The following is a 23864-nucleotide window of genomic DNA, read 5'->3' as shown; positions in this document are numbered from 1 at the left end:
GCGGCGTTATTACCTAAGAGGATTGTTTCATGGCCACAAACCGCTCCCGTCGTCTGCGCAAGAAGCTGTGTGTCGACGAGTTTCAGGAATTGGGCTTCGAGCTGAACCTGGAATTCAAGGAAGATCTGGATGACCAGGCAATCGATGCTTTCCTCGACGCGTTCCTGGAAGAAGCCATGGACGCCAACGGCCTGGATTATGTAGGCGGTGACGATTTCGGCCTGGTTTGCTCGGTCAAACGTGGCTCGGTCAGCGAAGAACAGCGTGCTGCCGTTGAAGCCTGGCTCAAAGGCCGTAGCGAACTGACCAAGATCGAAGTCAGCCCGCTGCTGGACGCCTGGTACCCGGAAAAGCCGATCAACAAGGCTGAGTGAGACTTGTCAGCTTCGTGCTGAAAGGTTGATTGCTGAAAAGGCCACCCCCCGAGGTGGCCTTTTTATTGGCGATGCTTTTCCGTCGAACGTGGCGCATCGACGCTGCGCTTGGGGCATAATGCGTATTCTTTACGTCGTGGGGCCATCATCTCTTACAGCCCCAAAGCCCTTTTCCCTCGCCGCAGGGTATTTACTCACTATGATCAAAACGCTTCGTCCCCTCTTTCTCGCCGGCTTGCTGTTGCCAATTGCCTTGCCCAGCCACGCCGCCGCCGTCAATACCACCCTGCCTGCCAAAGTGCAGCAGGCACTCAAGGCCAACAAGCTGCAGGACACTGCGCTGTCGCTGGTGATGCTGCCGCTGGACGGCCCCGGAACCCCGACCGTGTTCAATGCCGATGTTTCGGTGAACCCGGCCTCGACCATGAAACTGGTCACCACTTACGCCGCCCTCGAGCTGCTGGGCCCGACCTTTCAGTGGAAAACCGAGTTCTATACGGACGGCACCCTGAGCAACGGGGTGCTCAACGGTAACCTGTACCTCAAAGGTGGCGGGGACCCCAAACTGAACATGGAAAAGCTGTGGTTGCTGATGCGTGACCTGCGCGCCAATGGCGTGCGCACCGTCACCGGTGACCTGGTGCTGGACCGCAGCCACTTCGTGCAGCCCAACCTGCCGCAGTTCAACGACGACGGCGGCGATGAAAACAAGCCGTTCCTGGTCAAGCCCGACTCGCTGCTGGTCAACCTCAAGGCCCTGCGCTTCGTCGCCCGTAACGACGGCGGCAAAGTTACCATCGCAGTGGAACCACCGATTGCCAGCATCCGTATCGACAACCAGGTCAAGGCCGTGGCATCGAAACAGTGCACCGGTGATGTGCGCTACAACCCGGTGCCCCAGGCCGACGGCATCAGCGTGACGGTCAGCGGCCAGTTGGGTGACGGCTGCAACTCGCAGACTTACCTTTCGCTGCTCGACCACCCGACTTACGCCGCCGGTGCCGTGCGCGCGATCTGGAACGAACTGGGTGGCAGCATTCAGGGTGGCGACCGCATCGAGAATGTCCCCAAAAGCGCTCGCTTGCTGGCCCGCGCCTTCTCGCCAGACCTGGTGGAGGTGATCCGCGACATCAACAAATACAGCAACAACACCATGGCCCAGCAGCTGTTCCTGAGCCTTGGCGCGCAGTTCCGCACCGATGCCGATGGCGACGACGCCCGCGCCGCCCAGCGCGTGGTGCGCCAATGGCTGGCCAAAAAGGGTATTACCGCGCCGCACCTGGTAATGGAAAACGGCTCTGGCCTGTCGCGTGCCGAACGGGTCAGTACCCGGGAAATGGCTGCCATGCTGCAGGCTGCCTGGAAGAGCCCTTACGCTGCCGAGTTCATGAGCTCGATGCCGCTGGTGGGCATGGACGGCACCATGCGCAAGCGCTTGAAGCGCACCGCCATGACCGGTGAAGGGCACATCAAGACCGGTACGCTGAACACCGTACGGGCGATTGCCGGTTTCAGCCGCGACAGCAACGGCCATACCTGGGCGGTGGCGGCGATCCTCAACGACCCAAAACCGTGGGGCGCCTCGCAGGTGCTGGACCAGGTGTTGCTGGACCTGTATCGCCAGCCGAAGCTGGCTGGCAGCACAGCAGCCAACTGATGGGTTGGTCGGTACCGGCCCTTTCGCGGCTATAGCCGCGAAAGGGCCGGCATTGACACCTAACAGCTATCAGGCCGACTCCCCTTCCACCCGGTCCCGCCCGGCCTGCTTGGCCGCATACACCCCTGCATCGGCACGCAACAGCAAGGCATCGGCACCCTCCTCTGGTCGCCATCCCGCCACCCCAAAACTCGCGGTTACCCTGCCCACGCCCTCCACCGGCATATTGCGTACGCCTTGCCACAGCTCGAGCGCCAGCAGCCGCGCCTGCTCGGCATCGCTGCCCGGGCACAGCACCATGAATTCCTCCCCGCCCAAGCGGCAGAACACATCGGTACGCCGCAAACGTTGGCCGATGCGCTGGCACAGGCTACGCAACACCCGATCGCCGACCGCATGGCCGAAACGGTCGTTGATGCGCTTGAAGTGATCGATGTCGAGCATGATCACCGCCAGCGCCAGGCCATCGCGCTGGGCCCGCTCCAGTTCGACCTTGAGCCGCTCCTGAAAGTAACGGCGGTTGTGGATGCCGGTCAGCGAATCGGTAACCGACAGCGCCCGCAGCTCTTCTTCCACACCCTTGAGGTCGGAAATGTCCGTCAGGTAGCCATGCCACAAGGTACAGCCCTGCTCACCCACTTCCGGCGTCGCCTCACCACGCACCCAGCGCAATCCGGCCCGAGGCAGGCAGACCCGATACTCCTCGCGCCAGGGTGACAGGTGTTCGGCCGAGTAGCGCACCGAACGGCGCACACGCTCCAGGTCATCGGGGTGGATGCGCTCGAACACCACCGTGGCATCCTCGCGCAACTGCTGCAGATCAACCTCGTAGATGTCATACAGGCCCATGCTGGCATACGGGAAGCACGAATGGCCGTTGGCATCCAGGCGGTATTGGTAGATGCCGCCTGGCACCTCGGCGCTGAGCTTTTCCAGCAACCGGTCACGCGCCGCCAGCGCCTCATGCACCCGACGCCGCTCGGTGACATCAATACAGATGGCCAGGTAGCCAACCCACAAACCCTGCTCGTCGAGCATGGCGGTAACCAGCATGTTGGCCAACAGCTGGCTGCCATCGGCACGTAGCAAGGTCCACTCACCGGGCTCTGCGCCGTGCTCCTGCACCGTTTCGGCGAACATTGCCTGGCCGCCAGCAATCGGGCGACCAAAGCGCAAGCTCAACGCATGGGCACGCAGGTTCAGCTCCTCGGGCAGCACCAAATCCTCAAGGCGCAACTGCCCGATCGCTTCGCTGGCCGGGTAACCGAGCATGCGTTCAGCACCGGCATTGAAGGTGCTGATAATCCCCTTGAGGTTGGTGGCGATGATCGCCACCTGGGTTGCGGCATCCAGCACACTGCGCAGCTGATTGTGGGTGCCGCGCAACGACTGCTCGCTGACCTGCAACTCGGCAGTTCGCTGCTCGACCAAGGCCAGGGCGCGCTGACGCTGGCTGAACAGGCTATAGAGCAGCACGCTGAGCAGCAGGCTCAACAACCCGCCCAACAAACTCACCGCCAGCACCGCCGAGGAACGGTTGGCCTGCACGAACGCCTGGCTCGGCAAAATGCTCAGCTGGAAATGGTGATCGGCCAGGTGCAGCACCTGGTTGCTGGCCAGCGCCAGGGAGGCGACCGGGTTCTGCGAATCGAACATCACTTCGGGGCCTTGCAACCCAGACGGGTCGGTGATGCGCACGACCAGGTTGTCATCGGCCGCTACCGGTCGAGCGTCGCTGACCAGCTCGCGCATGCTCAGCAAGGCCATCACATAACCTGCTGCCGCGCCGTGGGGGTTGGCATCGGAAAACACCGGCGCCACCATCAGCAGGCCGCGCGCGTACGAAGGGATATCGTACATGGCCAAGGGTTCGGACACAGCCATGCTGCCAGGCCCGAGCGCCCGCGCCAGGGCTGCCTGGGGTGCCCCCTGTCCGGCAAGGTCCAGCCCATAGGGCAGCCCCGGCATTTCACCGGATTGGGTATACAGCACCGGAAAGTAATGGTCGCGCGGCGGCGCGGGGCGCCACTGGCCTTGTGCGTCCTGGTCTCGGATCACATAGCCTGGGCCCGAGTGCTCACTGGCGTGGCGCTCGAACTCGGCGCGCTGCGCGGCTTCGACGCGTGGTGCCCAAGCGTAGGCCAGGGTGCGCTGCAGCAACGGCCGGGCGTAACCGTCAAATTCGTGCGGGGTAACTTCGTTGGAAAAACTGAAGAAACGCCGCAGGCCGTCCAGGCGTTGCTCTTGTTCATCGAAGCGCTCGGCAATGCGGCTGGAGCGTTCGCTGGCCAGCAACTCGAAACGCTGGCGCAACTGCTGCTTGTAGAACGTCTGCGCGGCAAGCGCCAGGGCGGCCGTCAACAGGCCGCCCGCCACCAAGGCCACCAGTGCCACCGCCCAGGCGGACACCGCCTCTGTGCACAGGCCAAGCAACCGCGCACGCACGCCATACTTTGACATACACCCATCTCGTCACGTCAGCGTCCTGCGGATTATCTTGCCCTGCCCTCAGTTATAGCTATTGGCCATTAGCCGCGCAATGTACCTCGTCGGCTCAACGCAATTGCAGGCGCCAGGCGCGGTGGATCCGGTTGTTACGGGCAAAGTCCGGGTCCAGCGTCTGGGCGGTGATTTCCTCCACGGCATAACGTGCCATCAGATGCTCGTCCAACTGGAACTTGCGGAAGTTGTTGGAGAAATACAGCACGCCGCCCGGTGCCAGGCGGGCCATGGCCAGGTCCAGCAGTTGCACATGGTCACGCTGCACGTCGAACACGCCTTCCATGCGTTTGGAGTTGGAGAAGGTTGGCGGGTCGATGAAGATCAGGTCGTAGCTGTCGCGGTTACCTTCCAGCCAGGCCATCACATCGCTCTGCTCAAGGCGGTTGCGCTCGGAGTAGCCATTGAGCGCCAGGTTGCGCCGTGCCCAGTCCAGGTAGGTTTTCGACAAGTCGACACTGGTGGTGCTGCGCGCACCGCCCTTGGCCGCATGCACGGTGGCCGTGGCGGTGTAGCAGAACAAGTTGAGGAAGCGCTTGCCGGCCGCTTCGCGCTGAATGCGCATGCGCATCGGGCGGTGGTCGAGGAACAGCCCTGTATCGAGGTAGTCGGTAAGGTTGACCAGCAACTTGACGCCACCTTCGTTGACCTCCTGGAAACGGCCCTCGGTCGCCTGGCGCTCATACTGGCGCGTGCCGCTCTGGCGCTCGCGTCGTTTGAGCACCACACGTTGCGGCGAAATGCCCAGCGCCTGCGGGATAGCCGCCAGTGCATCGAGCAGGCGCGCCTGGGCCTTGTCCGGGTCGATCGAACGTGGCGCAGCGTACTCCTGCACATGGACCCAGTCCTGGTACAGGTCGACCGCCAGGGCATATTCGGGCATGTCGGCATCGTACAGGCGGTAGCAGTCGATCTGCTCGCGACGGGCCCACTTGCCCAGTTGCTTGAGGTTTTTCTGCAGGCGATTGGCAAACATCTGCGCCCCTTCCGACAGCCGCGCCGGCTCGCTGGCCTGCGGGGCCTGCTGGCGGACTTCGGTGCCTTCAGGCTGCGCCTCACGGCGTTCGCCAGTGACGAACTGGTCAGGCTGCACCTTGAATAGCAACAGCTTGCACGGCAAGGCGCCGTTCCAGAACGCGTATTGCTTGTGGCTGCGAATACCCATGCGCTTGCCCAGCTGCGGTGCGCCGGTGAACACCGCCGCCTCCCAGCCCATGCAAGCCTGGCGCAGGCGCTCGCCGAGGTTCTGGTAGAGGTACAGCAGGCTGGCCTCGTCACCCAGACGCTCGCCGTAGGGCGGGTTACTGATGACCAGGCCTTTCTGGTTCTGGTCCGGGCGTGGCTCGAACGTGCTGACTTCGCCCTGGTAGATCTTCACCCAGTCACCCAGGCCGGCACGCTCGACGTTGTTGCGGCCCGGCTGGATCAGCCGCGGGTCGGCCTCGTAGCCACGGATCCACAGAGGTGGCTTGGCGAGGCCAGCCTGCGCGCGGGCCTGCGCTTCGTCATGCACCTTGCGCCACAACGCCGGCACGTGGCCGAGCCAGGCACTGAAGCCCCAGCGTTCACGTTTGAGGTTGGGGGCGATGTCGGCAGCGATCATCGCCGCCTCGACCAGGAAGGTACCCACGCCGCACATTGGGTCGGCCAGTGCGCCGCCTTCGGCGGCAATGCGCGGCCAGCCGGAACGGATCAACACCGCTGCCGCCAGGTTTTCTTTCAGTGGCGCGGCGCCCTGCTGCAGGCGGTAGCCACGCTGGTGCAGGCTGTGGCCGGACAGGTCGAGGGAGAGGATGGCCTCGCCGCGGTCCAGGCGCAGGTGCACGCGCACGTCCGGGTCGATCTTTTCCACCGACGGGCGCAGGCCCTCGCGATTGCGCAGCTTGTCGACGATCGCATCCTTGACCTTCAGCGCACCGAAGTGGGTGTTGTCGATGCCCGAGCCATGGCCGCTGAATTCAACCGCCAGCGTGCCGTCAGCCGCCAGGTGGTCGGCCCAGTCGACGGCATTGACGCCATCGTAAAGGTCATCGGCGTTCTTCATGCTGAAGCGCTTGAGTACCAACAGTACCCGGTTGGCCAGGCGAGACCATACGCACAGGCGGTAGGCGGTTTCCATGTCGGCGGCGCCGCGAATGGCCGAGGTGTGCTCGCGCACCTCTTCAAGGCCAAGGCCCTTGGCCTCTTCGGCAAGCAGGCCTTCAAGGCCTTTAGGGCAGGTGAGATAAAGTTCGAAACGGTCCGACATGAGTATTCCAGAGCCTTGGGCTATTTGACTGACGAGGCAACGCATCGCCCCGCGATGTTTGCCCGCACGCCTTTCCAGCAGACGTGCGGGTGACCCTTTTTGGCACGAAAGCGTGCCGCGAAAGGCCGGGCCGCCTGACCGAGCCACGCTTGGCCAAGTGGCAAAGACAGCTTAGATCATCAGGCAGTACGAGAAATTCTGGCGATTGCCGGGCAGATGTGACCCTTCGTCGCATTTCAAATTATTTCTGTCATCCGCGAGCACCGCTGGCCAAATGACGTCATTGATCGGCAAACCCCGATCATAGCGGGCTCAACGCCAAATAAGGTTGAGTCGCATTTATTTACTTATCCTTTCACCCTCAGAAAGGTTACGTGCTTATGACAAATTGATCATTCACACCGTGACTCGCATTCGTTAGAACTGGTCTTAGGCCGCATCGCAACGAGGCGGCACCTTCAGCTCGCCACGCCGGCAGCGAGCGCAAACCGGCAGAAAGACTCTGCCCGGCCTCGGAGAGGCCGACGGGACATTACAGTCAACAAGTGAGGGCAACACCCTATGAGAAGACTTAAGCGTGATCCGTTGGAAAGAGCATATTCACGTGGCTACCAATACGGGGTCACCGGCAAATCCCGCGAACTTTGCCCGTTCAATCTTCCTTCTGTTCGCCAAGCCTGGATCAACGGCTGGCGCGAAGGTCGCGGTGATAACTGGGACGGAATGACTGGCACCGCTGGCATCCATAGACTCAACGAAAATCACGCCGTTGGCTGATCGAGGACACTGAATTCGATTTACCATGCACGCCCCATCCGGGCGGCGGGCGAAGGCCCAGGGGCCCCTTGATGGGGCCCTTTTTTTGCCTGCCGATTATACCCGTGGCATGGCGGCGATAGCGTCCACCGCCTCGCGGATCAGCGCAGGCCCCTTGTAAATGAAGCCCGAGTAGATCTGCACCAGGCTCGCCCCCGCAGCGATTTTTTCGGCGGCATGGCGGCCTTCGGTAATGCCACCGGCGGCAATGATCGGCAACTTGCCACCCAACTCGCCTGCCAGCACCTTGACGATGTGGGTACTCTTCGCCAGCACCGGCGCGCCCGACAGCCCCCCCGCTTCGCCACCATGCGGCAGCGCTTCGACACCTTCACGGCCCAGCGTGGTGTTGGTGGCGATCACCGCATCCATGCCCGACGCCATCAGCGCAGCGGCCACCAGCGCGGTTTCTTCATCACTCATGTCCGGGGCAATCTTGATTGCCAGTGGTACACGCTTGCCATGGGTGACGGCCAGTTGCTCGCGGCGCTCGGCCAAGGCATCGAGCAACTGCTTGAGCGAATCGCCAAACTGCAGGCTGCGCAGGCCCGGAGTGTTTGGCGAACTGACATTGACCGTAATGTAGCTGGCAGCCGTGTACACCTTGTCGAGGCAGATCAGGTAGTCATCGACGGCACGCTCGACTGGCGTGTCGAAGTTCTTGCCGATGTTGATGCCCAGCACCCCGTTGTAGCGCGCGGCACGTACCCGCTCTAGCAGGTGATCAACGCCCAGGTTGTTGAAGCCCATGCGGTTGATGATGGCCGTGGCTTCCGGCAAACGGAACAGCCGCGGCTTAGGGTTGCCCGGCTGCGGACGCGGGGTGACAGTGCCAATTTCGACAAACCCGAAACCCAGTTGGGCGAAACCGTCGATGGCCGCACCGTTCTTGTCCAGGCCAGCCGCCAGGCCAACCGGGTTGGCGAAGTTCAAGCCCATGACCGAAACCGGCAATGCCGCCGGTTGCTTGCACAGCATGCCGTTGAGGCCGAGACGGCCACCGGCGCCGATCAGGTCCAGGGACAAGTCGTGGGAAGTTTCCGGGGAAAGCTTGAACAGCAGCTGGCGGGCCAGGGTATACATGGGCGGGCAAGGCTCAGGGTGAGTGAGGGTGCGATTATAGCCAGCACGGGCCTGGCAGGACAGCAAATCGTGGGAGCGCTTGGCACATGGGTTGCACCAATCCACCCACAGCCTTATCAGTACTGGCGAGGACCCTTGTGAACACCGCACCCCGAGCAACGCCCCTGGCCTGGGTCAACGGCAGCGACGCGCCAGAAAAGCCCAGCCTGAACATCGGTTACATGGCCCTGACCGACTGCGCGTCGGTAGTGGTCGCCGCCACCCAGGGCTTCGCCCAGCAGCACGGCCTTACTCTCAATCTCAAGCGCCAGGGCTCGTGGGCCGGGTTACGCGACAAGCTGGTCAGCGGCGAACTGGACGCCGCGCATTGCCTGTATGGCCTGGTCTACGCCGTACACCTGGGCATCGGTGGCGTGCCCGCCTACGATATGGCCGTACTCATGGGGCTGAACCAGAACGCCCAGGCCATCAACCTGTCGCCGGCCCTGCAGCGCAAGGGTGTGACCAACCCTGAAGCGCTGGCGCGCCTGGTGCACCAGCATGGCGCACGCCTGACATTCGCCCAGACCTTCCCCACCGGCACCCATGCCATGTGGCTGTATTACTGGCTGGCCAGCCAAGGTATCCACCCACTGCGCGACGTCGACAGCGTAGTGGTGCCACCGGCGCAGATGGCTGCACACATCCAGGCCGGGCGCATTGACGGTTTCTGCGCGGGTGAACCGTGGGCCGCCGACGCTGTGGCCAAGGGCCAAGGCTTCACCTTGGCCACCAGCCAGTCGATCTGGCCGGATCACCCGGAAAAGGTCCTGGCCTGCGCGCGCGCCTTTGCCGAGCAGTACCCCAACAGTGCCCGCGCGCTGATCAAGGCGATCCTCGCGGCCAGCCGGTTCATCGAGCAAAGCCCGGAAAACCGCCGCAGCACCGCGCAACTGCTCAGTGGCAGCGCCTATCTGGATACCCCACTGGACACCATAGAACCGCGGCTGCTCGGCCACTATCAGGACGGCCTGGGCAACCATTGGCAAGACCCGCACGCCCTGCGCCTGTTCGACCAGGGTCGGGCCAACTGGCCCTACCTGTCCGACGGCATGTGGTTCATGACCCAGTTCCGCCGCTGGGGGCTGCTGCGCGAAGACCCCGACTACTTGGGCGTGGCCCGTCAGGTCCAGCAGCTGCGGCTGTACAGTGAGGCCGCGCAAAGCCTGGGCATCGCCTGCCTGGAGCTACCGATGCGCAGCAGCCTGCTGATCGACGGCACCCGCTGGGACGGCAGCGACCCCTACGGCTATGCCCGCAGTTTCAGCCTGCACGCCTTGGGCGACCAGCCCAATGCCCGTGTCGGCCTGTGAGGGAGACCAGCATGTTGCGCATCCTGCTGATCGACGACACCCAGAACAAACTCGGCCGCCTCAAGGCAGCATTGAGCGAGGCAGGCTTCGAAGTCATCGAAGCCCCAGACCTGACCATCGACCTGCCCGCCTGCGTCGAAACAGTGCGCCCGGACGTGGTGCTGATCGACACCGACTCACCCGACCGCGATGTGATGGAGCAGGTAGTACTGGTCAGCCGTGACCAGCCACGCCCCATCGTGCTGTTTACTGACGAGCACGACCCCGGAGTGATGCGTCAGGCGATACAGGCAGGGGTGAGCGCCTATATCGTAGAGGGCATCCATGCGGCGCGGCTGCAGCCGATCCTGGATGTGGCCATGGCCCGCTTCGAAAGCGACCAGGCACTGAAAGCGCAGCTGCTGGCGCGCGATCAGCAACTGGCCGAGCGCAAGCGTATCGAGCAGGCCAAGGGCTTGCTGATGAAGATGAAGGATTGCAACGAAGAGCAGGCGTACACCTTGATGCGCCGACAGGCCATGAGCCGGCAGCAGAAGCTGATCCAGGTGGCCGAACAGATCATTGCCATGCACGAGATGCTGGGGTAATGCGCCTGGCCTGAGACCTCACAGGCACTGAAAACCCATAGGCACGCCAACACTTGGCCCATCTCTTGCTGAACAAACATCACCGGTAGCCAACGGCGGTTGCCCCACTTAATTCCCGACAAAGACGTCGCTCTCCCCTCCACCCCCGTGGAGCGGGTGGCGGCGTCTTTTTCGTTCCGTTGCATTGCCGAGTGAGGTGTTCGATGAGTACCAGCTTCTGGAAATCCGGGCATGTGCCCACGCTGTTCGCCGCGTTCCTGTACTTCGACCTCAGCTTCATGGTGTGGTACCTGCTGGGCCCACTGGCGGTGCAGATTGCTGCCGACCTGCAACTGAGCGCACAACAACGGGGCCTGATGGTGGCCATGCCGATCCTGGCCGGGGCTATCCTGCGCTTTGCCATGGGCGTGCTGGTGGACCGCCTGTCACCCAAGACCGCCGGCCTGATCGGCCAGGTGGTGGTTATCGTCGCACTGGCCGCAGCCTGGCACCTGGGCGTGCACAGCTATGAACAAGCGCTGCTGCTGGGGGTGTTTCTGGGGTTCGCGGGTGCTTCGTTCGCTGTGTCGCTGCCACTGGCTTCGCAGTGGTACCCGCCACAGCACCAGGGCAAGGCCATGGGCATCGCCGGCGCCGGCAACTCTGGCACCGTGTTCGCCGCCCTGCTGGCGCCGGCGCTGGCTGCAGGCTTTGGCTGGAACAATGTGTTCGGCTTTGCGCTGATCCCGTTGACACTGGCGCTGGCGGTGTTCGCCCTGCTGGCGCGTAACGCCCCACAACGGCCCAAACCGAAAGCCATGGCCGACTACCTCAAGGCCCTGGGTGACCGAGACAGCTGGTGGTTCATGTTCTTCTACAGCGTCACCTTCGGTGGCTTCATCGGCCTGGCCAGCGCCCTGCCCGGCTATTTCAGCGACCAGTACGGCCTGAGCCCGATCACCGCCGGCTATTACACCGCAGCTTGCGTGTTCGCCGGCAGCCTGATGCGCCCGCTCGGCGGCGCGCTGGCTGACCGTTTTGGCGGCATCCGTACCCTGTTGGGTATGTACAGCGTGGCAGCTATCTGCATCGCCGCAGTTGGTTTCAACCTGCCCTCTGCCGCAGCCGCACTGATGCTGTTCGTCAGCGCCATGCTTGGCCTGGGCGCCGGCAACGGCGCGGTGTTCCAGCTGGTGCCGCAACGCTTTCGCCAGGAAATCGGTGTAATGACCGGGCTGATCGGCATGGCCGGCGGCATTGGCGGTTTCCTGCTGGCGGCCGGGCTTGGCACTATCAAGCAGCACACCGGCGACTACCAACTTGGCTTGTGGCTGTTCGCCAGCCTGGGCCTGCTGGCGTGGTTTGGCCTTCATGGCGTGAAACAGCGCTGGCGCACCACCTGGGGCTCGGCTGCAGTCACGGCAGCACGGGTCTGAGATGAGCCTGCAATTGAGCTTTGCCCAAGCCAGCGCCACTGGGCCTCGCGCGGAAAACCAGGACGCCCTGCGCCTGGTTACCCCGGCGCCAGAGCTGGCCGCCAGCAAAGGCTACCTGTTCGCCCTGGCCGATGGCGTCAGCCAATGCGCCGACGGCGGCCTGGCAGCGCGAGCCAGCCTGCAGGCGCTGGCCCTGGATTACTACGCCACTCCGGCCACCTGGAGCGTCGCCCAGGCCCTCGACCGCCTGTTGCTGGCGCAAAACCGCTGGTTGCGTGCCCAGGGCAGCGGCCAGCCATTGCTGACCACCCTTAGCGCGCTGGTGTTGCGCGGCCGGCGCTTTACCCTGGCCCACGTTGGCGACTGCCGGGTGTACCGCTGGCACGATGAGAACCTGCAGTGCCTTAGCGAAGACCATGTATGGGACCAGCCGGGCATGCAGCACGTACTCAAACGCGCGCTGGGCCTGGACCAGCACCTGCTGGTGGATTACCTGGAAGGCGAGCTGCAGCCGGGCGAGTGCTTTCTGCTGCTCAGCGACGGGGTCTGGGCCAGCCTGGGCGAGCAACACATCCAGGCCGTGCTGCGCGAGCAGCCTGATCTGCAACTGGCCGCCGACACCCTGGTTGCCAGCGCGCACCTCAATGGCAGCCAGGACAACGCCAGCGCCTTGCTGGTGCACGTCGAGCAACTGGGCCCAGCCAACCTGGGCGATACCCTGGCACAGCTGCAAGAATGGCCAGTGCCCGGCCCGCTGCGTGAAGGCCAGGTGATAGACGGCTGGAAGGTTGAAAAACTGCATGCACACAGCCGCCAGTCCCTGCTGTACCAAGTGCGCGATAGCCAGAACCAACCGTGGCTGCTCAAAACCCTGCCCGCTGCGCGCGAACAGGAAGCGGGGGCAGCGCAAGGCCTGTTGCTGGAGGAGTGGTTCCTGCGCCGCATCGCTGGCCGGCACTTCCCCGAGCTGCACGCCGCCAGCCAGCGCCAGCACCTGTACTACGTGATGCGCGAATACCCCGGCCAAAGCCTGGCGGCACTGCTGGCCGCACACGGCCCGCTGCCTTTGGCGCAATGGCTGGAGGTCGCTCGGCAACTGCTACAGGCAGTTGGCGTGCTGCACCGGCGCAACTTGCTGCACCGCGACATCAAGCCCGACAACCTGCACCTGGGCCGCGATGGCCAACTGCGCCTGCTGGACTTCGGCCTGGCCTATTGCCCGGGCCTGTCCGAAGACCCGCTGCACGAGCTGCCCGGCACGCCCTCGTACATCGCCCCGGAAGCGTTCGATGGCCTGCCACCCAGCCCGCGCCAGGACTTGTATGCAGTGGGCGTGACGCTGTACCACCTGCTGACCGGCCACTACCCGTACGGCGAGATAGAAGCCTTTCAACGCCCGCGCTTCGGCCAGCCGGTCAACGCCTCGCGCTATCGCCCCGACCTGCCGGAATGGTTGCAGCACAACCTGCAACAGGCCCTGGCGGTCGACCCTGCCCAGCGCTTCGAAACCGCCGAGCACTGGTTGCTGCTGCTCGAACGCGGCGACCGTCAGGAACTGCCCAGCCGACCACGCCCACTGCTTGAGCGCGAGCCGGTGAAAGTGTGGCGCACGCTGGCCCTGCTGTCGTTGCTGATCAATCTGATACTGCTGCTTACCCTGCTCAAGGGCTGACGCAACTTGCCGATGAGGACACCTCGATGAATGCAAAAATATGGTTGGTGGGTGCCGGCCCTGGTGACCCTGAACTGCTCACCCTCAAGGCTGTGCGAGCTTTGCAGCAAGCCGCCGTGGTCCTGATCGACGACCTGGTCAACCCAGCGGTGCTGGCGCACTGCCCGCAAGCACGGGTGATTGCCGTGGGCAAGCGCGGCGGCTGCCGCTCTACACCGCAGGCGTTCATCCAGCGCCTGATGCTGCGCCATGCGCGACAGGGCCGCTGCGTGGTGAGGCTCAAGGGCGGCGACCCCTGCATCTTTGGCCGTGGCGGTGAAGAGGCGCTGTGGTTACGCGGGCATGGCATCGAGGTAGAGCTGGTCAACGGCATTACCGCCGGCCTGGCCGGCGCAACGCAGTGCGGGATCTCCCTGACTTCGCGCGGTGTCAGCCGGGGCGTCACGCTGGTGACGGCGCATACCCAGGATGACAGCGCACTGAACTGGGCGGCATTGGCCCAGGGCGGCACGACGCTGGTGGTGTACATGGGGGTAGCGCGGCTGGAGCAGGTGCGCCAGGGCTTGCTGGATGGTGGCATGGCGCCAGGGATGCCGGTGGCGATGATCGAGAATGCTTCATTGCCGCAACAGCGAGCGCACAGGAGTGACGTGCGGAGAATGGTCGAGGATGCGCACGGGTTTGGCTTGCGCAGCCCGGCAGTGCTGGTGATTGGAGAGGTGGTTGGGGAGCAGCAGATTCTGCGACTGGACGCAATCGCGGGCTGAATGCCTGTCCCTACAGGAGCAGCCTTTGAGCCCGGATAAAACCCAGGCAAAGAAAAACCCGGCCGAGGCCGGGTTTTTCATGAAACATCAGGCCAATTACTTGGACTGAGCTTCTACCTGAGCTTCAACGCGACGGTTGATAGCACGGCCTTCTTCGGTGGCGTTGTCAGCAACCGGACGGGTTTCGCCGTAGCCAACCGAGTCAACACGGCTGGATTCTACGCCGTACTGCTGGGTCAGGACTTGCTTGACAGCGTTGGCACGACGCTCGGACAGCTTCTGGTTGTAAGCGTCTGGACCCACGGAGTCAGTGTGACCTTCAACCACGGTGGTGGTTTGTGGGTACTGCTTCATGAAGTCAGCCAGGTTTTTGATGTCGCCGTAGCTGTTTGGCTTGACGACCGACTTGTCGAAGTCGAACTTGACGTCCAGCTCAACACGAACGACTTCGGCAACAGCCGGGCAGCCGTCGGCGTCAACGGTAACGTTGGCCGGGGTGTCTGGGCACTTGTCGACGTTGTCGCAAACGCCGTCGTTGTCGGAGTCGGAGCAAACTTCAGCAACTGGAGCTGGAGCGGCTTCGGCTTGCTTCGGGCTACCGCCGAAGTTCAGGCCAACACCAACGCTTGGGGCCCACTCGGTGTCGCCCTGGTCGATGTTGTACTGAGCTTCTACGCCGGCACGGGCGTAGAACATGTCGGTGATGTACCACTTGGCGCCAGCGCCAACGTTGGCGAAGGTGGAGTGGTCACGACCGCCACGGCCGGTCTGGCCCAGCGACTGGTGCGAGAAACCAGCGGAAACGTACGGACGGATAGCGTCGTACGGGTTGTTGAAGTGGTAAACGGCGTCCAGGGCGGTGTTCGAGCCCTTGATGTTCTTGCCGTCTTCGCCACGAGCGTTGTGCACTTCGTCGTAGCCCAGACGCAGTTCAACGTCGTCGGTCAGGAAGTAACCGATCGAGCCGCCGAACAGGTTGCCGTCGTTCTTGAAGTCGCGCTGGCTGTCGAAGAATTCTTTCTTGTAGAAAACTTCGGTCTCGACGGCGCCTTGACCTTGTGCCATAGCGCCAATCGAGGTGGCGGCTACGAGCGAACCAATGGCCAAGCCCAAGGTGTTTTTCAATTTCATCCGTTAAATCCCCATCTGGTGATAGTTAAGCAGTCCCACCACAAACAAGGGGGACAACTCGACGGCAAGTCTAGCAGAACTCGCCGATCCGTTAGAGATATTTGCACGCCACTAAGTTTCATCGAGGCCAGCAAATTTCTCACGAAGCTTGTCTAGCGCGCGCTTGTAACGCATTTTCGTCGCGCTAAGACCCATGTGCATGATGTCGGCAATTTCCTGAAATTCCAATTCTGCGACAAAACGTAGCACCAGAATTTCCCGGTCAATCGGGTTCACATGCACCAACCACTTGTCCAGCCCGCCTTTTTCTTCCGGCTTCGGGGCCTTGTCTTCAGACGCCTCTTCAACAGGGTCCAGGCTCAAGGCATCCATTAACCGACGTTTACGGCGCTCCTTGCGGTACTGGGTAATGCACTCGTTGTAGGTGATGCTGTAGAGCCAGGTCTTGAACTTGGATTTACCCTCGAAGTTCTTCAGCCCATACAGCACTTTGAGCATCACCTCCTGACAGACATCGTCCGCGTCCCGGTCGTTCCCCAGATAACGCGCACAGACGTTGAACAGGGTCCGCTGGTAGCGCCGCATGAGCTCCTCATAGGCGCGGGTAACGTGGTACAGCTCCTCATGCGAACGCGCCACCAACTCTTCGTCGGTGAGCTCGCGGGGGTCATAACGCATGGGCGGCGAATGAACTTTATTCAAAACGAATCTGGCCGACAGTCAGGTCAATGTCGCCGCGCCGACCCCGTGGGTCGAATTTCGCGGCGGCATACATTAACAGCTTTTGTGCGGTTAGCGGCTATTGACACGCTGTTCAAGCAGCTCGCGGTTAGACAGTGACACCAGTTCGCCATCATCGGTCAGCAGCGTCGTCTTCACCGTACCGATCTCCTCGATATGCCCTTCGACCTCTCCAATCCGCACTTGCTGGCCTACCTGGTACAGCTCGCGCACATAAATACCGGCCAGGATCTGCCCGGCGATTTCGCGGCTGCCGAGGCCCATGGCCAGCGCAACGGCCAGACCAACGGTAATCAGCCCAATAACGATGACGTGGTTCAGCAGGTCGGTTTTCACCTCCAGCTGGCTGATGGCTACCGAGATGCTGATGATGATCACCAGGCCCTGGGTAATACGCCCAAGCCCCGCCGAGTACTCTAGGCCGATACCTTCGGCGGCGCCACGAACCAGACCGTTGGCAACCTGTGCCAGCAGCACGCCAGCCAGCAGCACCAGGGCGGCGCCGAATACCTTGGGCAGGTACAGGGCGAGCATGTCGAGGGTGGCCGAAACCCGTTCCAGGCCCAGCGACTCAGCGGCCGAGACAAGGAAGATGAGCAGCACGAACCAGTAGACGATCTTGCCGATCAAGGTCGAGATCGGCACTTGGATGCCAACCCGACCAAGCATCTTGGTGAGGCCAGTGCCGGCCATCAGGCGGTCCAGGCCAAACTTGGCCAGCAGCTTGGACAGCAGCGTGTCGAGCAGCTTGGCCACCACGAAACCGAGCAGCACCACGACCAGCGCGCCGAACAGGTTAGGGATGAAGTTCGCCACCTTGGTCCAAAGGGCGGTCATCGCGGTGACCAGGCTCTGGGTCCAGAGATCGAGTTCCATATTCAATCGGCCTTATCTGCTTTGCTGCCAGTGGCAGCGTTGCGGGAAGAGTGTCGACGCACCGGCGCGACATGCGCCGAGCCATTGTTCACGGCAATCAGCAGCGCCTGGCACCAGCGGCCAAGCAGGCTGAACAGATCGCCCGCGCCAACTTGGCGGTTGGCGGTTTTCAGCACGCGACCCAGGCAAGCGGCATCGTCCCGGTCATCCCGGTCATTGCCGGAGGGTGACGCTTTGAGCAGGTCGCGCAGGGATTCTTCAAACGGATCGTGCATAGGCACCTCGCGCAGTATCAGCAAGAGACGAGGTAGCCCGGCAATGGGTCACACATCCGATTGGGACGAATGTTTCAAAATGCACGCCTAGACCCATCGCAACCGCCGGAACAGCCACCACTGCCCCACCGCCAGCCCTAGCACAACGATGCAGGCGAACAAAAAACCCAAAGGATTATCCGCCCCGGGTATGCCGCCGACATTGATGCCCAGCAGCCCGGTGATGAAGCTCATGGGCAGGAAGATGCAGGTGATGATGCCGAAGCGGTACATGGTGCGGTTCATCCGCTCGCTACGCCGGCGGTCTTCGCTTTCCAGCACCAGCGCGGCACGCTCGCGGGTCAGTTCCAGCTCTTCGAGGTAGCGGATCAGGCTGTTGTTCAGCTCGTTCCAGTAATCGGCATCGGCATCGGCAAACCAGCTCCATTTGCTGCGCGACAACTGGGCGTAGATCTCCCTTTGTGGGGCGAGGAAGCGGCGCAAGCCGGCGGCACGGCGGCGAATTTGCTGCAGGCTGCCTTGCTCTGGAGTATACCGTTCGTCGGATTCGACCTTTTCTTCCTCCAGGTCGACCAGCTCGGACAGGTCACTGACCAGGCCCTGGACCTTTTCGGTCAGCAGTTCACCCATCAACAGCAACAGCTCAGAGGCGGATTTCGGCCCCCTGCCCTGCTCCAGCAGCTGCAGAATTTCGTCGCTGGCACGCAACGGCCGCAGGCGCAGCGAGATGACCCGCTGAGCCTCGGCGAAGATACGTACCGAAACCATGTCTTCGGGCTCTGCGCCGGGGTTCAGGTTGACCCCGCGCAGGAACAGCAACAGCTGTTCGTCCGCCATGGGCAGCAGGCGTGGCCGGGTGTTTTCTTCCAACAGCAGGTCGCAGGCAAACTCGCTCAGGCCGCTGTCATGCAACAGCCAGGTGCGGGTTTGCGGATGGCTGCGGTCCCAGTGCAGCCACAGGCTCTGCTCCGGCTGCAGCTGCAGGTCGTCCAGTTCGGTACGGGCAATCGAGCGCGCGCCGCCTCTGCCATCGAGCACCAGGGCATGCACCAGCCCCCACTGCGCGTTGTCTTCCTCGAACATCAAAGCTCCATCAGCGCGTGCGGCGCATCACTCCGGCATTTCCAGCGGGCTTGGCGATACCAGAACACCATTGTTGTCGGCATATACGTATTCGCCCGGGCGGAATGTTACCCCGGCGAAGGTCACCACCACGTTGAGGTCGCCGATACCGCGCTTGTCGGTTTTCATTGGGTGGCTGGCCAGGGCCTGCACGCCGACATCGGTCTGGATCAACACGTCGACGTCACGCACGCAACCGTAGATCACCAGGCCTTCCCAACCATTCTTGGCGGCCTTTTCGGCCAGCATGTCGCCGAGCAGTGCACGGCGCAGCGAACCACCGCCATCGACCACCAGCACCTTGCCCTTGCCGTCAAGTTCGACCTGTTCCTTGACCAGCGAGTTGTCCTCGAAGCACTTGATGGTGACGATCTGACCACCGAACGAATCGCGGCCGCCGAAATTGCTGAACATCGGCTCCAGCACTTGCACCAGGTCCGGGTAGGCGTCACACAAGTCGGGCGTTACGTAATGCTGCATGGGAAGCTCCTGTCAGTCACAACGAAAGCGGGTATCGGCCAAGGCTACACCGTGGAGGCTGTCGCAGTCATCCGGGACCGGGCAGTCATTTGTATTCATCCTGTACCGGCCTCTTCGCGGGCGCGTCCGCGAAAAGGCCGGTACAGGCAGAGCAGAGTCAGCTGGCGGGCACCGGCTCCACTGCCAAGGTGGACTCATGCACCGGCAACAGCGGGTCGCGCAACCAGCGTTCCACCAGCGGCCATACCTGCACCTGCGCGGCCTTGCTTACCAGCATGTCGACATGCCCGAAGGCATCGAAGCCTTCCTCACGCCCCAGCCGCAGGAACTGCTTGCGCTCACCACCCAACTGCTCGAACAGCTTGCGACAGGCCCATACCGGGTCCTGGAAGTCGCCCGCACCGGCCACCGCCAGCAACGGCACATCCACCTCTGCGAGCCCCGCCCACCAATCGTGCTTCTTGTCGCCAAAACGCCCGAACAGACCGTGCCAGCGCATGCTCTCCAGAGCCAGGCCTATGGGCTCGTCTTCCGGCCCACGCTTGAAGCGCGGCCCCGATATCTGCCCCCAGCGCTTGAGCAGCAGTTTCGCGCCCCAGGCCAGCGGTGGCACTTTCAGCGGCCAATAGACGCGGCTGATCTGTGTACCGAACAGTGCCACGCTGGCCACCTGCTCGGCAGCCAGGAAACCACCGCCCAAGGCGGCCGCCAGCGTGGTGCCGCCAAGAGAATGGCCCACCCAATGCGGTGCCTGGCCCGACTGTTCGCGCACGAATGCGTTGATCAGTGGCAGGTCTTCACGGGCATACGCAGCAACACTGTTGTGCTTCCAGGCCTGGTTACGCGGCGACAGGCCGTGGCCACGCATTTCCGGGATCCACACATCGAAACCGGCGCGCGCAAGGTAGGCGCCCAGACCAACCCCTTTGGGCGAATACCAGAAACGCCGATTGGAAAAACTGCCATGCAGGAGAATGACCGGCACGCCCTGAGCCTGACCTTGGTCGGCTAGCCCCAGCCGGGTGACGGCCAGTTCGACGCTGGGGTCCGGGCCGTTGCCGGCCTTGATCCGGTACACGTCTTCGCTGAGGTCGCCGCGGCGCTCGGCACTGAGCAGGGCCACGGGGAAAAGAATGCTGCTGCTTTGCATAAGGTTGCTTGGTGCACAAAAAAGGGCGGGGTCCATTGCTGGAGCTCGCCCTGGAAAAAACCAGGCGGGAGGACGCCAGACGCCCCCCCGCGTTTTACCGCATCAGGCCGCGCCCTGGCCTTCGGCCAGGAAGAACCAGGTTTCGAGTACCGAGTCCGGGTTCAGCGACACGCTTTCAATGCCCTGCTCCATCAGCCACTTGGCCAGGTCCGGGTGGTCCGATGGGCCCTGACCGCAGATGCCGATGTACTTGCCGGCCTTGTTGCACGCGGCAATGGCGTTGGCCAGCAGCTTCTTGACCGCAGGGTTACGCTCGTCGAACAGGTGGGCAATGATGCCCGAGTCGCGGTCCAGGCCCAGGGTCAGCTGGGTCAGGTCGTTGGAGCCGATCGAGAAGCCGTCGAAGTATTCCAGGAACTCTTCGGCGAGGATGGCGTTGGACGGCAGCTCGCACATCATGATCACGCGCAGGCCGTTGTCGCCGCGGGCCAGGCCGTTCTCGGCGAGCAGGTCGACAACCTGGCTGGCTTCGCCCAAGGTGCGCACGAACGGCACCATGATTTCGACGTTGGTCAGGCCCATTTCGTTGCGCACACGCTTCAGCGCACGGCACTCGAGTTCGAAGCAGTCACGGAACGATTCGCTGATGTAGCGCGAAGCACCGCGGAAGCCCAGCATCGGGTTTTCTTCTTCCGGCTCGTACAGCTTGCCGCCGATCAGGTTGGCGTACTCGTTGGACTTGAAGTCCGACAGGCGCACGATGACCTTTTTCGGGTAGAAGGCCGCCGCCAGGGTGCTGATGCCCTCGACCAGCTTCTCGACGTAGAAGCCAACCGGGTCGTTGTAGCCGGCGATGCGCTTGTCGACGCTGTCTTTCAGGTCGGCAGGCAGGCCCGCATAGTTCAGCAGCGCCTTGGGGTGCACACCGATCATGCGGTTGATGATGAATTCCAGGCGCGCCAGGCCGACACCGGCGTTGGGCAGCTGGGCGAAGTCGAATGCGCGGTCCGGGTTGCCGACGTTCATCATGATCTTGAACGGCAGCTCGGGCATGGCATCGACCGAGTTCTGCTTGATGTCGAAGCCCAGCTCACCTTCGAAGATGAAGCCGGTGTCACCTTCGGCGCAGGATACCGTCACGCCCTGGCCGTCTTTGAGTACCTGGGTGGCGTTGCCGCAACCGACTACCGCCGGAATACCCAGCTCACGGGCGATGATCGCCGCGTGGCAGGTACGGCCACCGCGGTTGGTGACGATGGCGCTGGCGCGCTTCATCACCGGCTCCCAGTCCGGGTCGGTCATGTCGGAGACCAGCACGTCGCCCGGCTGGACCTTGTCCATTTCCGATACGTCGTTGATCACACGAACCTTGCCGGCGCCGATGCGCTGACCAATGGCACGGCCTTCGACCAGCACGGTGCCTTTTTCTTTCAGCAGGTAGCGTTCCATGACGTTGGCGCTGGAGCGGCTCTTCACCGTTTCAGGGCGGGCCTGGACGATGTACAGCTTACCGTCGTCACCGTCCTTGGCCCACTCGATGTCCATCGGGCGCTGGTAGTGCTGCTCGATGATCATGGCCTGCTTGGCCAGCTCGCTGACCTCGTCATCGCTCAGGCAGAAACGTGCGCGTTCGGCACGGTCGACTTCGACGGTCTTGACCGAACGGCCGGCCTTGGCTTCTTCGCCATAGACCATCTTGATCGCCTTGCTGCCCAGGTTGCGGCGCAGGATGGCCGGGCGGCCGGCCTGCAGGGTGTTCTTGTGTACGTAGAATTCGTCAGGGTTGACTGCACCCTGCACCACGGTTTCGCCCAGGCCATAGGCGCCGGTGATGAACACCACGTCGCGGAAGCCCGATTCGGTGTCGAGGGTGAACATGACGCCAGCGGTGCCGGTTTCGGAGCGGACCATGCGCTGCACGCCGGCAGACAGGGCGACCAGTTTGTGGTCGAAGCCCTGATGCACGCGGTAGGCGATGGCGCGGTCATTGAACAGCGAAGCGAACACTTCCTTGGCCGCGCGGATCACGTTATCGACGCCGCGGATGTTCAGGAAAGTTTCCTGCTGGCCGGCAAACGAGGCGTCCGGCAGGTCTTCGGCAGTGGCCGAGGAGCGCACGGCAACGGCCATGTTGTCGTTGCCGGCGGCCATTTCGGCGAAGGCCGTACGGATTTCCGAATCCAGACGTGCCGGGAATTCGGCTTCCATGACCCACTGGCGAATCTGCGCGCCGGTTTTGGTCAGGGCGTTGATGTCATCCACGTCCAGTGCGTCGAGCGCGGCGTGAATCCTGTCGTTCAGACCACTCTGTTCGAGAAAATCGCGGTACGCCTGCGCCGTAGTGGCAAAGCCGCCCGGCACCGATACACCAGCACCGGCAAGGTTGCTGATCATCTCGCCCAGGGATGCGTTCTTGCCCCCCACATGCTCCACATCATGGACGCCGAGCTTATCGAGGGAAACTACGTACTCTACCAAGGTGATCTCTCCACTAACTGTGTTGGAAAAGCTCAAAAGGCGCCCGCCTGTCTTCTGTGACTTGGCCGGGCGTTTGTGGCCTGTACCTGGAAAATAGGCTCTGCAAATGTGGCAGAATGTCGACAGCCGCATTCGGCAAACCGAATTTATCATATCCAAGAATCTTCATCAGCTTAAGGCCCAGATCGCAAATGAAACGAACCGCGTTCTTCATCTCCGACGGCACCGGTATCACTGCCGAAACCCTGGGCCAGAGTCTGCTCGCGCAATTCGAGAGCATTCCGTTCAACAAATTCACCCGTCCCTACATCGATTCGCCAGACAAAGCGCGGACCATGGTCCAGCAAATCAACGCTGCGGCCGAGCGTGACGGGGTACGCCCGATCATCTTCGACACCATCGTCAACCAGGACATTCGCGAGATTCTGGCAACGTCGAATGGCTTCATGATCGACATCTTTTCTTCGTTTTTATCCCCACTTGAGCAAGAATTGACCGCCCATTCGTCGTATTCCGTGGGCAAATCGCACTCGATCGGCGGCAACTCAAACTACATGGAACGCATCGAGGCGGTGAATTTCGCCTTGGATAACGACGACGGTGCGCGCACCCACTACTACGACAAGGCCGACCTTATCCTGGTTGGCGTGTCTCGCTGCGGCAAAACCCCTACCTGCCTGTACATGGCCATGCAGTTCGGCATCCGCGCCGCCAATTACCCGCTGACCGAGGACGACATGGAACGCCTGCAGTTGCCGGCGGTGCTGAAAAAGCACCACAACAAGCTGTTCGGCCTGACCATCGACCCCGACCGCCTCACCGCCATCCGCCACGAGCGCAAGCCCAACAGCCGCTATTCCAGCTTTGCCCAGTGCGAATTCGAAGTGCGCGAGGTGGAGAGCCTGTTCCGCAGGGAGAACATTCCCAACATCAATTCCACGCATTTTTCGGTGGAAGAGATTTCGGCGAAGATCCTGGTCGAGAAAGGGGTGGAGCGCAGGTTCAAGTAAGCCTGCACCGGCCTCTTCGCGGGTAAACCCGCCCCCACAGGGACCTCACTGCCCTCAAGCCCTGTGATATCCCTGTGGGAGCGGGTTTACCTGCGAAAGGGCCAGCCCAGGAATACAAAAAAGCCCCGGCA

The 23864-nt window shown here is 62.6% G+C and carries 20 protein-coding genes; 9 read left to right on the top strand and 11 right to left on the bottom strand.

Going from position 1 to position 23864, the window contains the following annotated elements; all coding sequences use genetic code 11:
- Positions 1 to 29: 29 nt before the first annotated feature.
- Both ACNQP3_RS08345 and dacB read left to right on the top strand, forming a co-directional pair.
- The gene (locus ACNQP3_RS08345; RefSeq protein WP_003248695.1) at positions 30 to 374 is read left to right on the top strand and encodes a YggL family protein; all 345 of its coding nucleotides are present in this window, start codon (positions 30 to 32) and stop codon (positions 372 to 374) included.
- 199 nt (positions 375 to 573) lie between these two features.
- Positions 574 to 2031, top strand: a complete 1458-nt coding sequence (dacB, locus tag ACNQP3_RS08340) for a D-alanyl-D-alanine carboxypeptidase/D-alanyl-D-alanine-endopeptidase (RefSeq protein WP_012271279.1) — start codon at positions 574 to 576, stop codon at positions 2029 to 2031.
- 69 nt (positions 2032 to 2100) lie between these two features.
- Here the strand turns inward: dacB and ACNQP3_RS08335 are convergent, their stop codons facing one another.
- Positions 2101 to 4491 (bottom strand): diguanylate cyclase, encoded by a 2391-nt coding sequence (locus ACNQP3_RS08335; RefSeq protein ID WP_069943374.1) that lies wholly within the window; start codon positions 4489 to 4491, stop codon positions 2101 to 2103.
- A 94-nt stretch (positions 4492 to 4585) separates the two neighbouring features.
- Positions 4586 to 6778 carry a bifunctional 23S rRNA (guanine(2069)-N(7))-methyltransferase RlmK/23S rRNA (guanine(2445)-N(2))-methyltransferase RlmL gene (rlmKL, locus tag ACNQP3_RS08330; RefSeq protein WP_012271277.1) on the bottom strand — a complete coding sequence of 731 codons (2193 nt, stop codon included), beginning with the start codon at positions 6776 to 6778 and terminating at the stop codon, positions 4586 to 4588.
- 561 nt (positions 6779 to 7339) lie between these two features.
- On the opposite strand from rlmKL, the gene rmf reads away from it, so the two are divergent.
- Positions 7340 to 7555 (top strand): ribosome modulation factor, encoded by a 216-nt coding sequence (gene rmf, locus ACNQP3_RS08325; protein WP_003248687.1) that lies wholly within the window; start codon positions 7340 to 7342, stop codon positions 7553 to 7555.
- A 96-nt stretch (positions 7556 to 7651) separates the two neighbouring features.
- Here rmf and ACNQP3_RS08320 read toward each other — a convergent pair whose 3' ends face one another.
- Positions 7652 to 8677, bottom strand: a complete 1026-nt coding sequence (locus ACNQP3_RS08320) for a quinone-dependent dihydroorotate dehydrogenase (protein WP_012271276.1) — start codon at positions 8675 to 8677, stop codon at positions 7652 to 7654.
- Positions 8678 to 8814: 137 nt separating this feature from the next.
- Here ACNQP3_RS08320 and ACNQP3_RS08315 point away from each other — a divergent pair, with 137 nt between their 5' ends.
- The 5 genes from ACNQP3_RS08315 (at position 8815) to cobA (ending at position 14470) form a co-directional block, all read left to right on the top strand.
- The gene (locus tag ACNQP3_RS08315; RefSeq protein WP_264316926.1) at positions 8815 to 10029 is read left to right on the top strand and encodes a CmpA/NrtA family ABC transporter substrate-binding protein; all 1215 of its coding nucleotides are present in this window, start codon (positions 8815 to 8817) and stop codon (positions 10027 to 10029) included.
- 11 nt (positions 10030 to 10040) lie between these two features.
- Complete coding sequence (locus ACNQP3_RS08310; protein WP_012271274.1) at positions 10041 to 10616, top strand: ANTAR domain-containing response regulator; 576 nt, start codon at positions 10041 to 10043, stop codon at positions 10614 to 10616.
- Between the two features lie 203 nt (positions 10617 to 10819).
- The gene (locus tag ACNQP3_RS08305; protein WP_179027251.1) at positions 10820 to 12031 is read left to right on the top strand and encodes a nitrate/nitrite transporter; all 1212 of its coding nucleotides are present in this window, start codon (positions 10820 to 10822) and stop codon (positions 12029 to 12031) included.
- A 1-nt stretch (position 12032) separates the two neighbouring features.
- Positions 12033 to 13703 (top strand): bifunctional protein-serine/threonine kinase/phosphatase, encoded by a 1671-nt coding sequence (locus ACNQP3_RS08300; RefSeq protein WP_069943371.1) that lies wholly within the window; start codon positions 12033 to 12035, stop codon positions 13701 to 13703.
- A gap of 26 nt (positions 13704 to 13729) precedes the next feature.
- Positions 13730 to 14470: a uroporphyrinogen-III C-methyltransferase gene (cobA, locus tag ACNQP3_RS08295; RefSeq protein ID WP_060493285.1), complete on the top strand. Its 741-nt coding sequence runs from the start codon at positions 13730 to 13732 to the stop codon at positions 14468 to 14470.
- 96 nt (positions 14471 to 14566) lie between these two features.
- Here cobA and ACNQP3_RS08290 read toward each other — a convergent pair whose 3' ends face one another.
- The 8 genes from ACNQP3_RS08290 to ppsA all read right to left on the bottom strand — a co-directional run bounded on the left by ACNQP3_RS08290 (position 14567) and on the right by ppsA (position 22723).
- Positions 14567 to 15601, bottom strand: a complete 1035-nt coding sequence (locus tag ACNQP3_RS08290) for an OmpA family protein (protein ID WP_012271270.1) — start codon at positions 15599 to 15601, stop codon at positions 14567 to 14569.
- Positions 15602 to 15712: 111 nt separating this feature from the next.
- Complete coding sequence (gene sigX / locus ACNQP3_RS08285) at positions 15713 to 16279, bottom strand: RNA polymerase sigma factor SigX (RefSeq protein WP_003248665.1); 567 nt, start codon at positions 16277 to 16279, stop codon at positions 15713 to 15715.
- 114 nt (positions 16280 to 16393) lie between these two features.
- Complete coding sequence (locus ACNQP3_RS08280; protein ID WP_004376138.1) at positions 16394 to 17218, bottom strand: mechanosensitive ion channel family protein; 825 nt, start codon at positions 17216 to 17218, stop codon at positions 16394 to 16396.
- 2 nt (positions 17219 to 17220) lie between these two features.
- Complete coding sequence (locus ACNQP3_RS08275; RefSeq protein WP_012271268.1) at positions 17221 to 17493, bottom strand: hypothetical protein; 273 nt, start codon at positions 17491 to 17493, stop codon at positions 17221 to 17223.
- An 87-nt stretch (positions 17494 to 17580) separates the two neighbouring features.
- Complete coding sequence (locus ACNQP3_RS08270; protein ID WP_012271267.1) at positions 17581 to 18576, bottom strand: zinc transporter ZntB; 996 nt, start codon at positions 18574 to 18576, stop codon at positions 17581 to 17583.
- A gap of 27 nt (positions 18577 to 18603) precedes the next feature.
- Positions 18604 to 19095 (bottom strand): ribonuclease E activity regulator RraA, encoded by a 492-nt coding sequence (gene rraA, locus ACNQP3_RS08265; protein ID WP_060515644.1) that lies wholly within the window; start codon positions 19093 to 19095, stop codon positions 18604 to 18606.
- Between the two features lie 157 nt (positions 19096 to 19252).
- Positions 19253 to 20245: an alpha/beta fold hydrolase gene (locus ACNQP3_RS08260; protein ID WP_223296400.1), complete on the bottom strand. Its 993-nt coding sequence runs from the start codon at positions 20243 to 20245 to the stop codon at positions 19253 to 19255.
- A 102-nt stretch (positions 20246 to 20347) separates the two neighbouring features.
- Positions 20348 to 22723: a phosphoenolpyruvate synthase gene (gene ppsA, locus ACNQP3_RS08255; RefSeq protein WP_012271264.1), complete on the bottom strand. Its 2376-nt coding sequence runs from the start codon at positions 22721 to 22723 to the stop codon at positions 20348 to 20350.
- 191 nt (positions 22724 to 22914) lie between these two features.
- Between ppsA and ACNQP3_RS08250 the strand changes: the two genes are divergently transcribed.
- Positions 22915 to 23733: a pyruvate, water dikinase regulatory protein gene (locus ACNQP3_RS08250; protein ID WP_012271263.1), complete on the top strand. Its 819-nt coding sequence runs from the start codon at positions 22915 to 22917 to the stop codon at positions 23731 to 23733.
- The last annotated feature ends 131 nt before the right edge of the window (positions 23734 to 23864 follow it).

Source organism: Pseudomonas sp. LFS074 (assembly GCF_047978165.1).
GTDB classification, from domain to species: domain Bacteria; phylum Pseudomonadota; class Gammaproteobacteria; order Pseudomonadales; family Pseudomonadaceae; genus Aquipseudomonas; species Aquipseudomonas putida_P.
The sequence above is the reverse complement of the archived record's forward strand: the minus strand, read 5'-3'. Positions and strand labels throughout refer to the sequence as shown.

Coding starts and splice junctions, on each gene's coding strand:
- ACNQP3_RS08345 (WP_003248695.1), top strand. CDS start 30: ATGGCCACAAACCGCTCCCGTCGTCTGCGCAAGAAGCTGTGTGTCGAC.
- dacB (WP_012271279.1), top strand. CDS start 574: ATGATCAAAACGCTTCGTCCCCTCTTTCTCGCCGGCTTGCTGTTGCCA.
- ACNQP3_RS08335 (WP_069943374.1), bottom strand. CDS start 4,491: ATGTCAAAGTATGGCGTGCGTGCGCGGTTGCTTGGCCTGTGCACAGAG.
- rlmKL (WP_012271277.1), bottom strand. CDS start 6,778: ATGTCGGACCGTTTCGAACTTTATCTCACCTGCCCTAAAGGCCTTGAA.
- rmf (WP_003248687.1), top strand. CDS start 7,340: ATGAGAAGACTTAAGCGTGATCCGTTGGAAAGAGCATATTCACGTGGC.
- ACNQP3_RS08320 (WP_012271276.1), bottom strand. CDS start 8,677: ATGTATACCCTGGCCCGCCAGCTGCTGTTCAAGCTTTCCCCGGAAACT.
- ACNQP3_RS08310 (WP_012271274.1), top strand. CDS start 10,041: ATGTTGCGCATCCTGCTGATCGACGACACCCAGAACAAACTCGGCCGC.
- ACNQP3_RS08305 (WP_179027251.1), top strand. CDS start 10,820: ATGAGTACCAGCTTCTGGAAATCCGGGCATGTGCCCACGCTGTTCGCC.
- ACNQP3_RS08300 (WP_069943371.1), top strand. CDS start 12,033: ATGAGCCTGCAATTGAGCTTTGCCCAAGCCAGCGCCACTGGGCCTCGC.
- cobA (WP_060493285.1), top strand. CDS start 13,730: ATGAATGCAAAAATATGGTTGGTGGGTGCCGGCCCTGGTGACCCTGAA.
- ACNQP3_RS08290 (WP_012271270.1), bottom strand. CDS start 15,601: ATGAAATTGAAAAACACCTTGGGCTTGGCCATTGGTTCGCTCGTAGCC.
- sigX (WP_003248665.1), bottom strand. CDS start 16,279: ATGCGTTATGACCCCCGCGAGCTCACCGACGAAGAGTTGGTGGCGCGT.
- ACNQP3_RS08280 (WP_004376138.1), bottom strand. CDS start 17,218: ATGGAACTCGATCTCTGGACCCAGAGCCTGGTCACCGCGATGACCGCC.
- ACNQP3_RS08275 (WP_012271268.1), bottom strand. CDS start 17,493: ATGCACGATCCGTTTGAAGAATCCCTGCGCGACCTGCTCAAAGCGTCA.
- ACNQP3_RS08270 (WP_012271267.1), bottom strand. CDS start 18,576: ATGTTCGAGGAAGACAACGCGCAGTGGGGGCTGGTGCATGCCCTGGTG.
- rraA (WP_060515644.1), bottom strand. CDS start 19,095: ATGCAGCATTACGTAACGCCCGACTTGTGTGACGCCTACCCGGACCTG.
- ACNQP3_RS08260 (WP_223296400.1), bottom strand. CDS start 20,245: ATGCAAAGCAGCAGCATTCTTTTCCCCGTGGCCCTGCTCAGTGCCGAG.
- ACNQP3_RS08250 (WP_012271263.1), top strand. CDS start 22,915: ATGAAACGAACCGCGTTCTTCATCTCCGACGGCACCGGTATCACTGCC.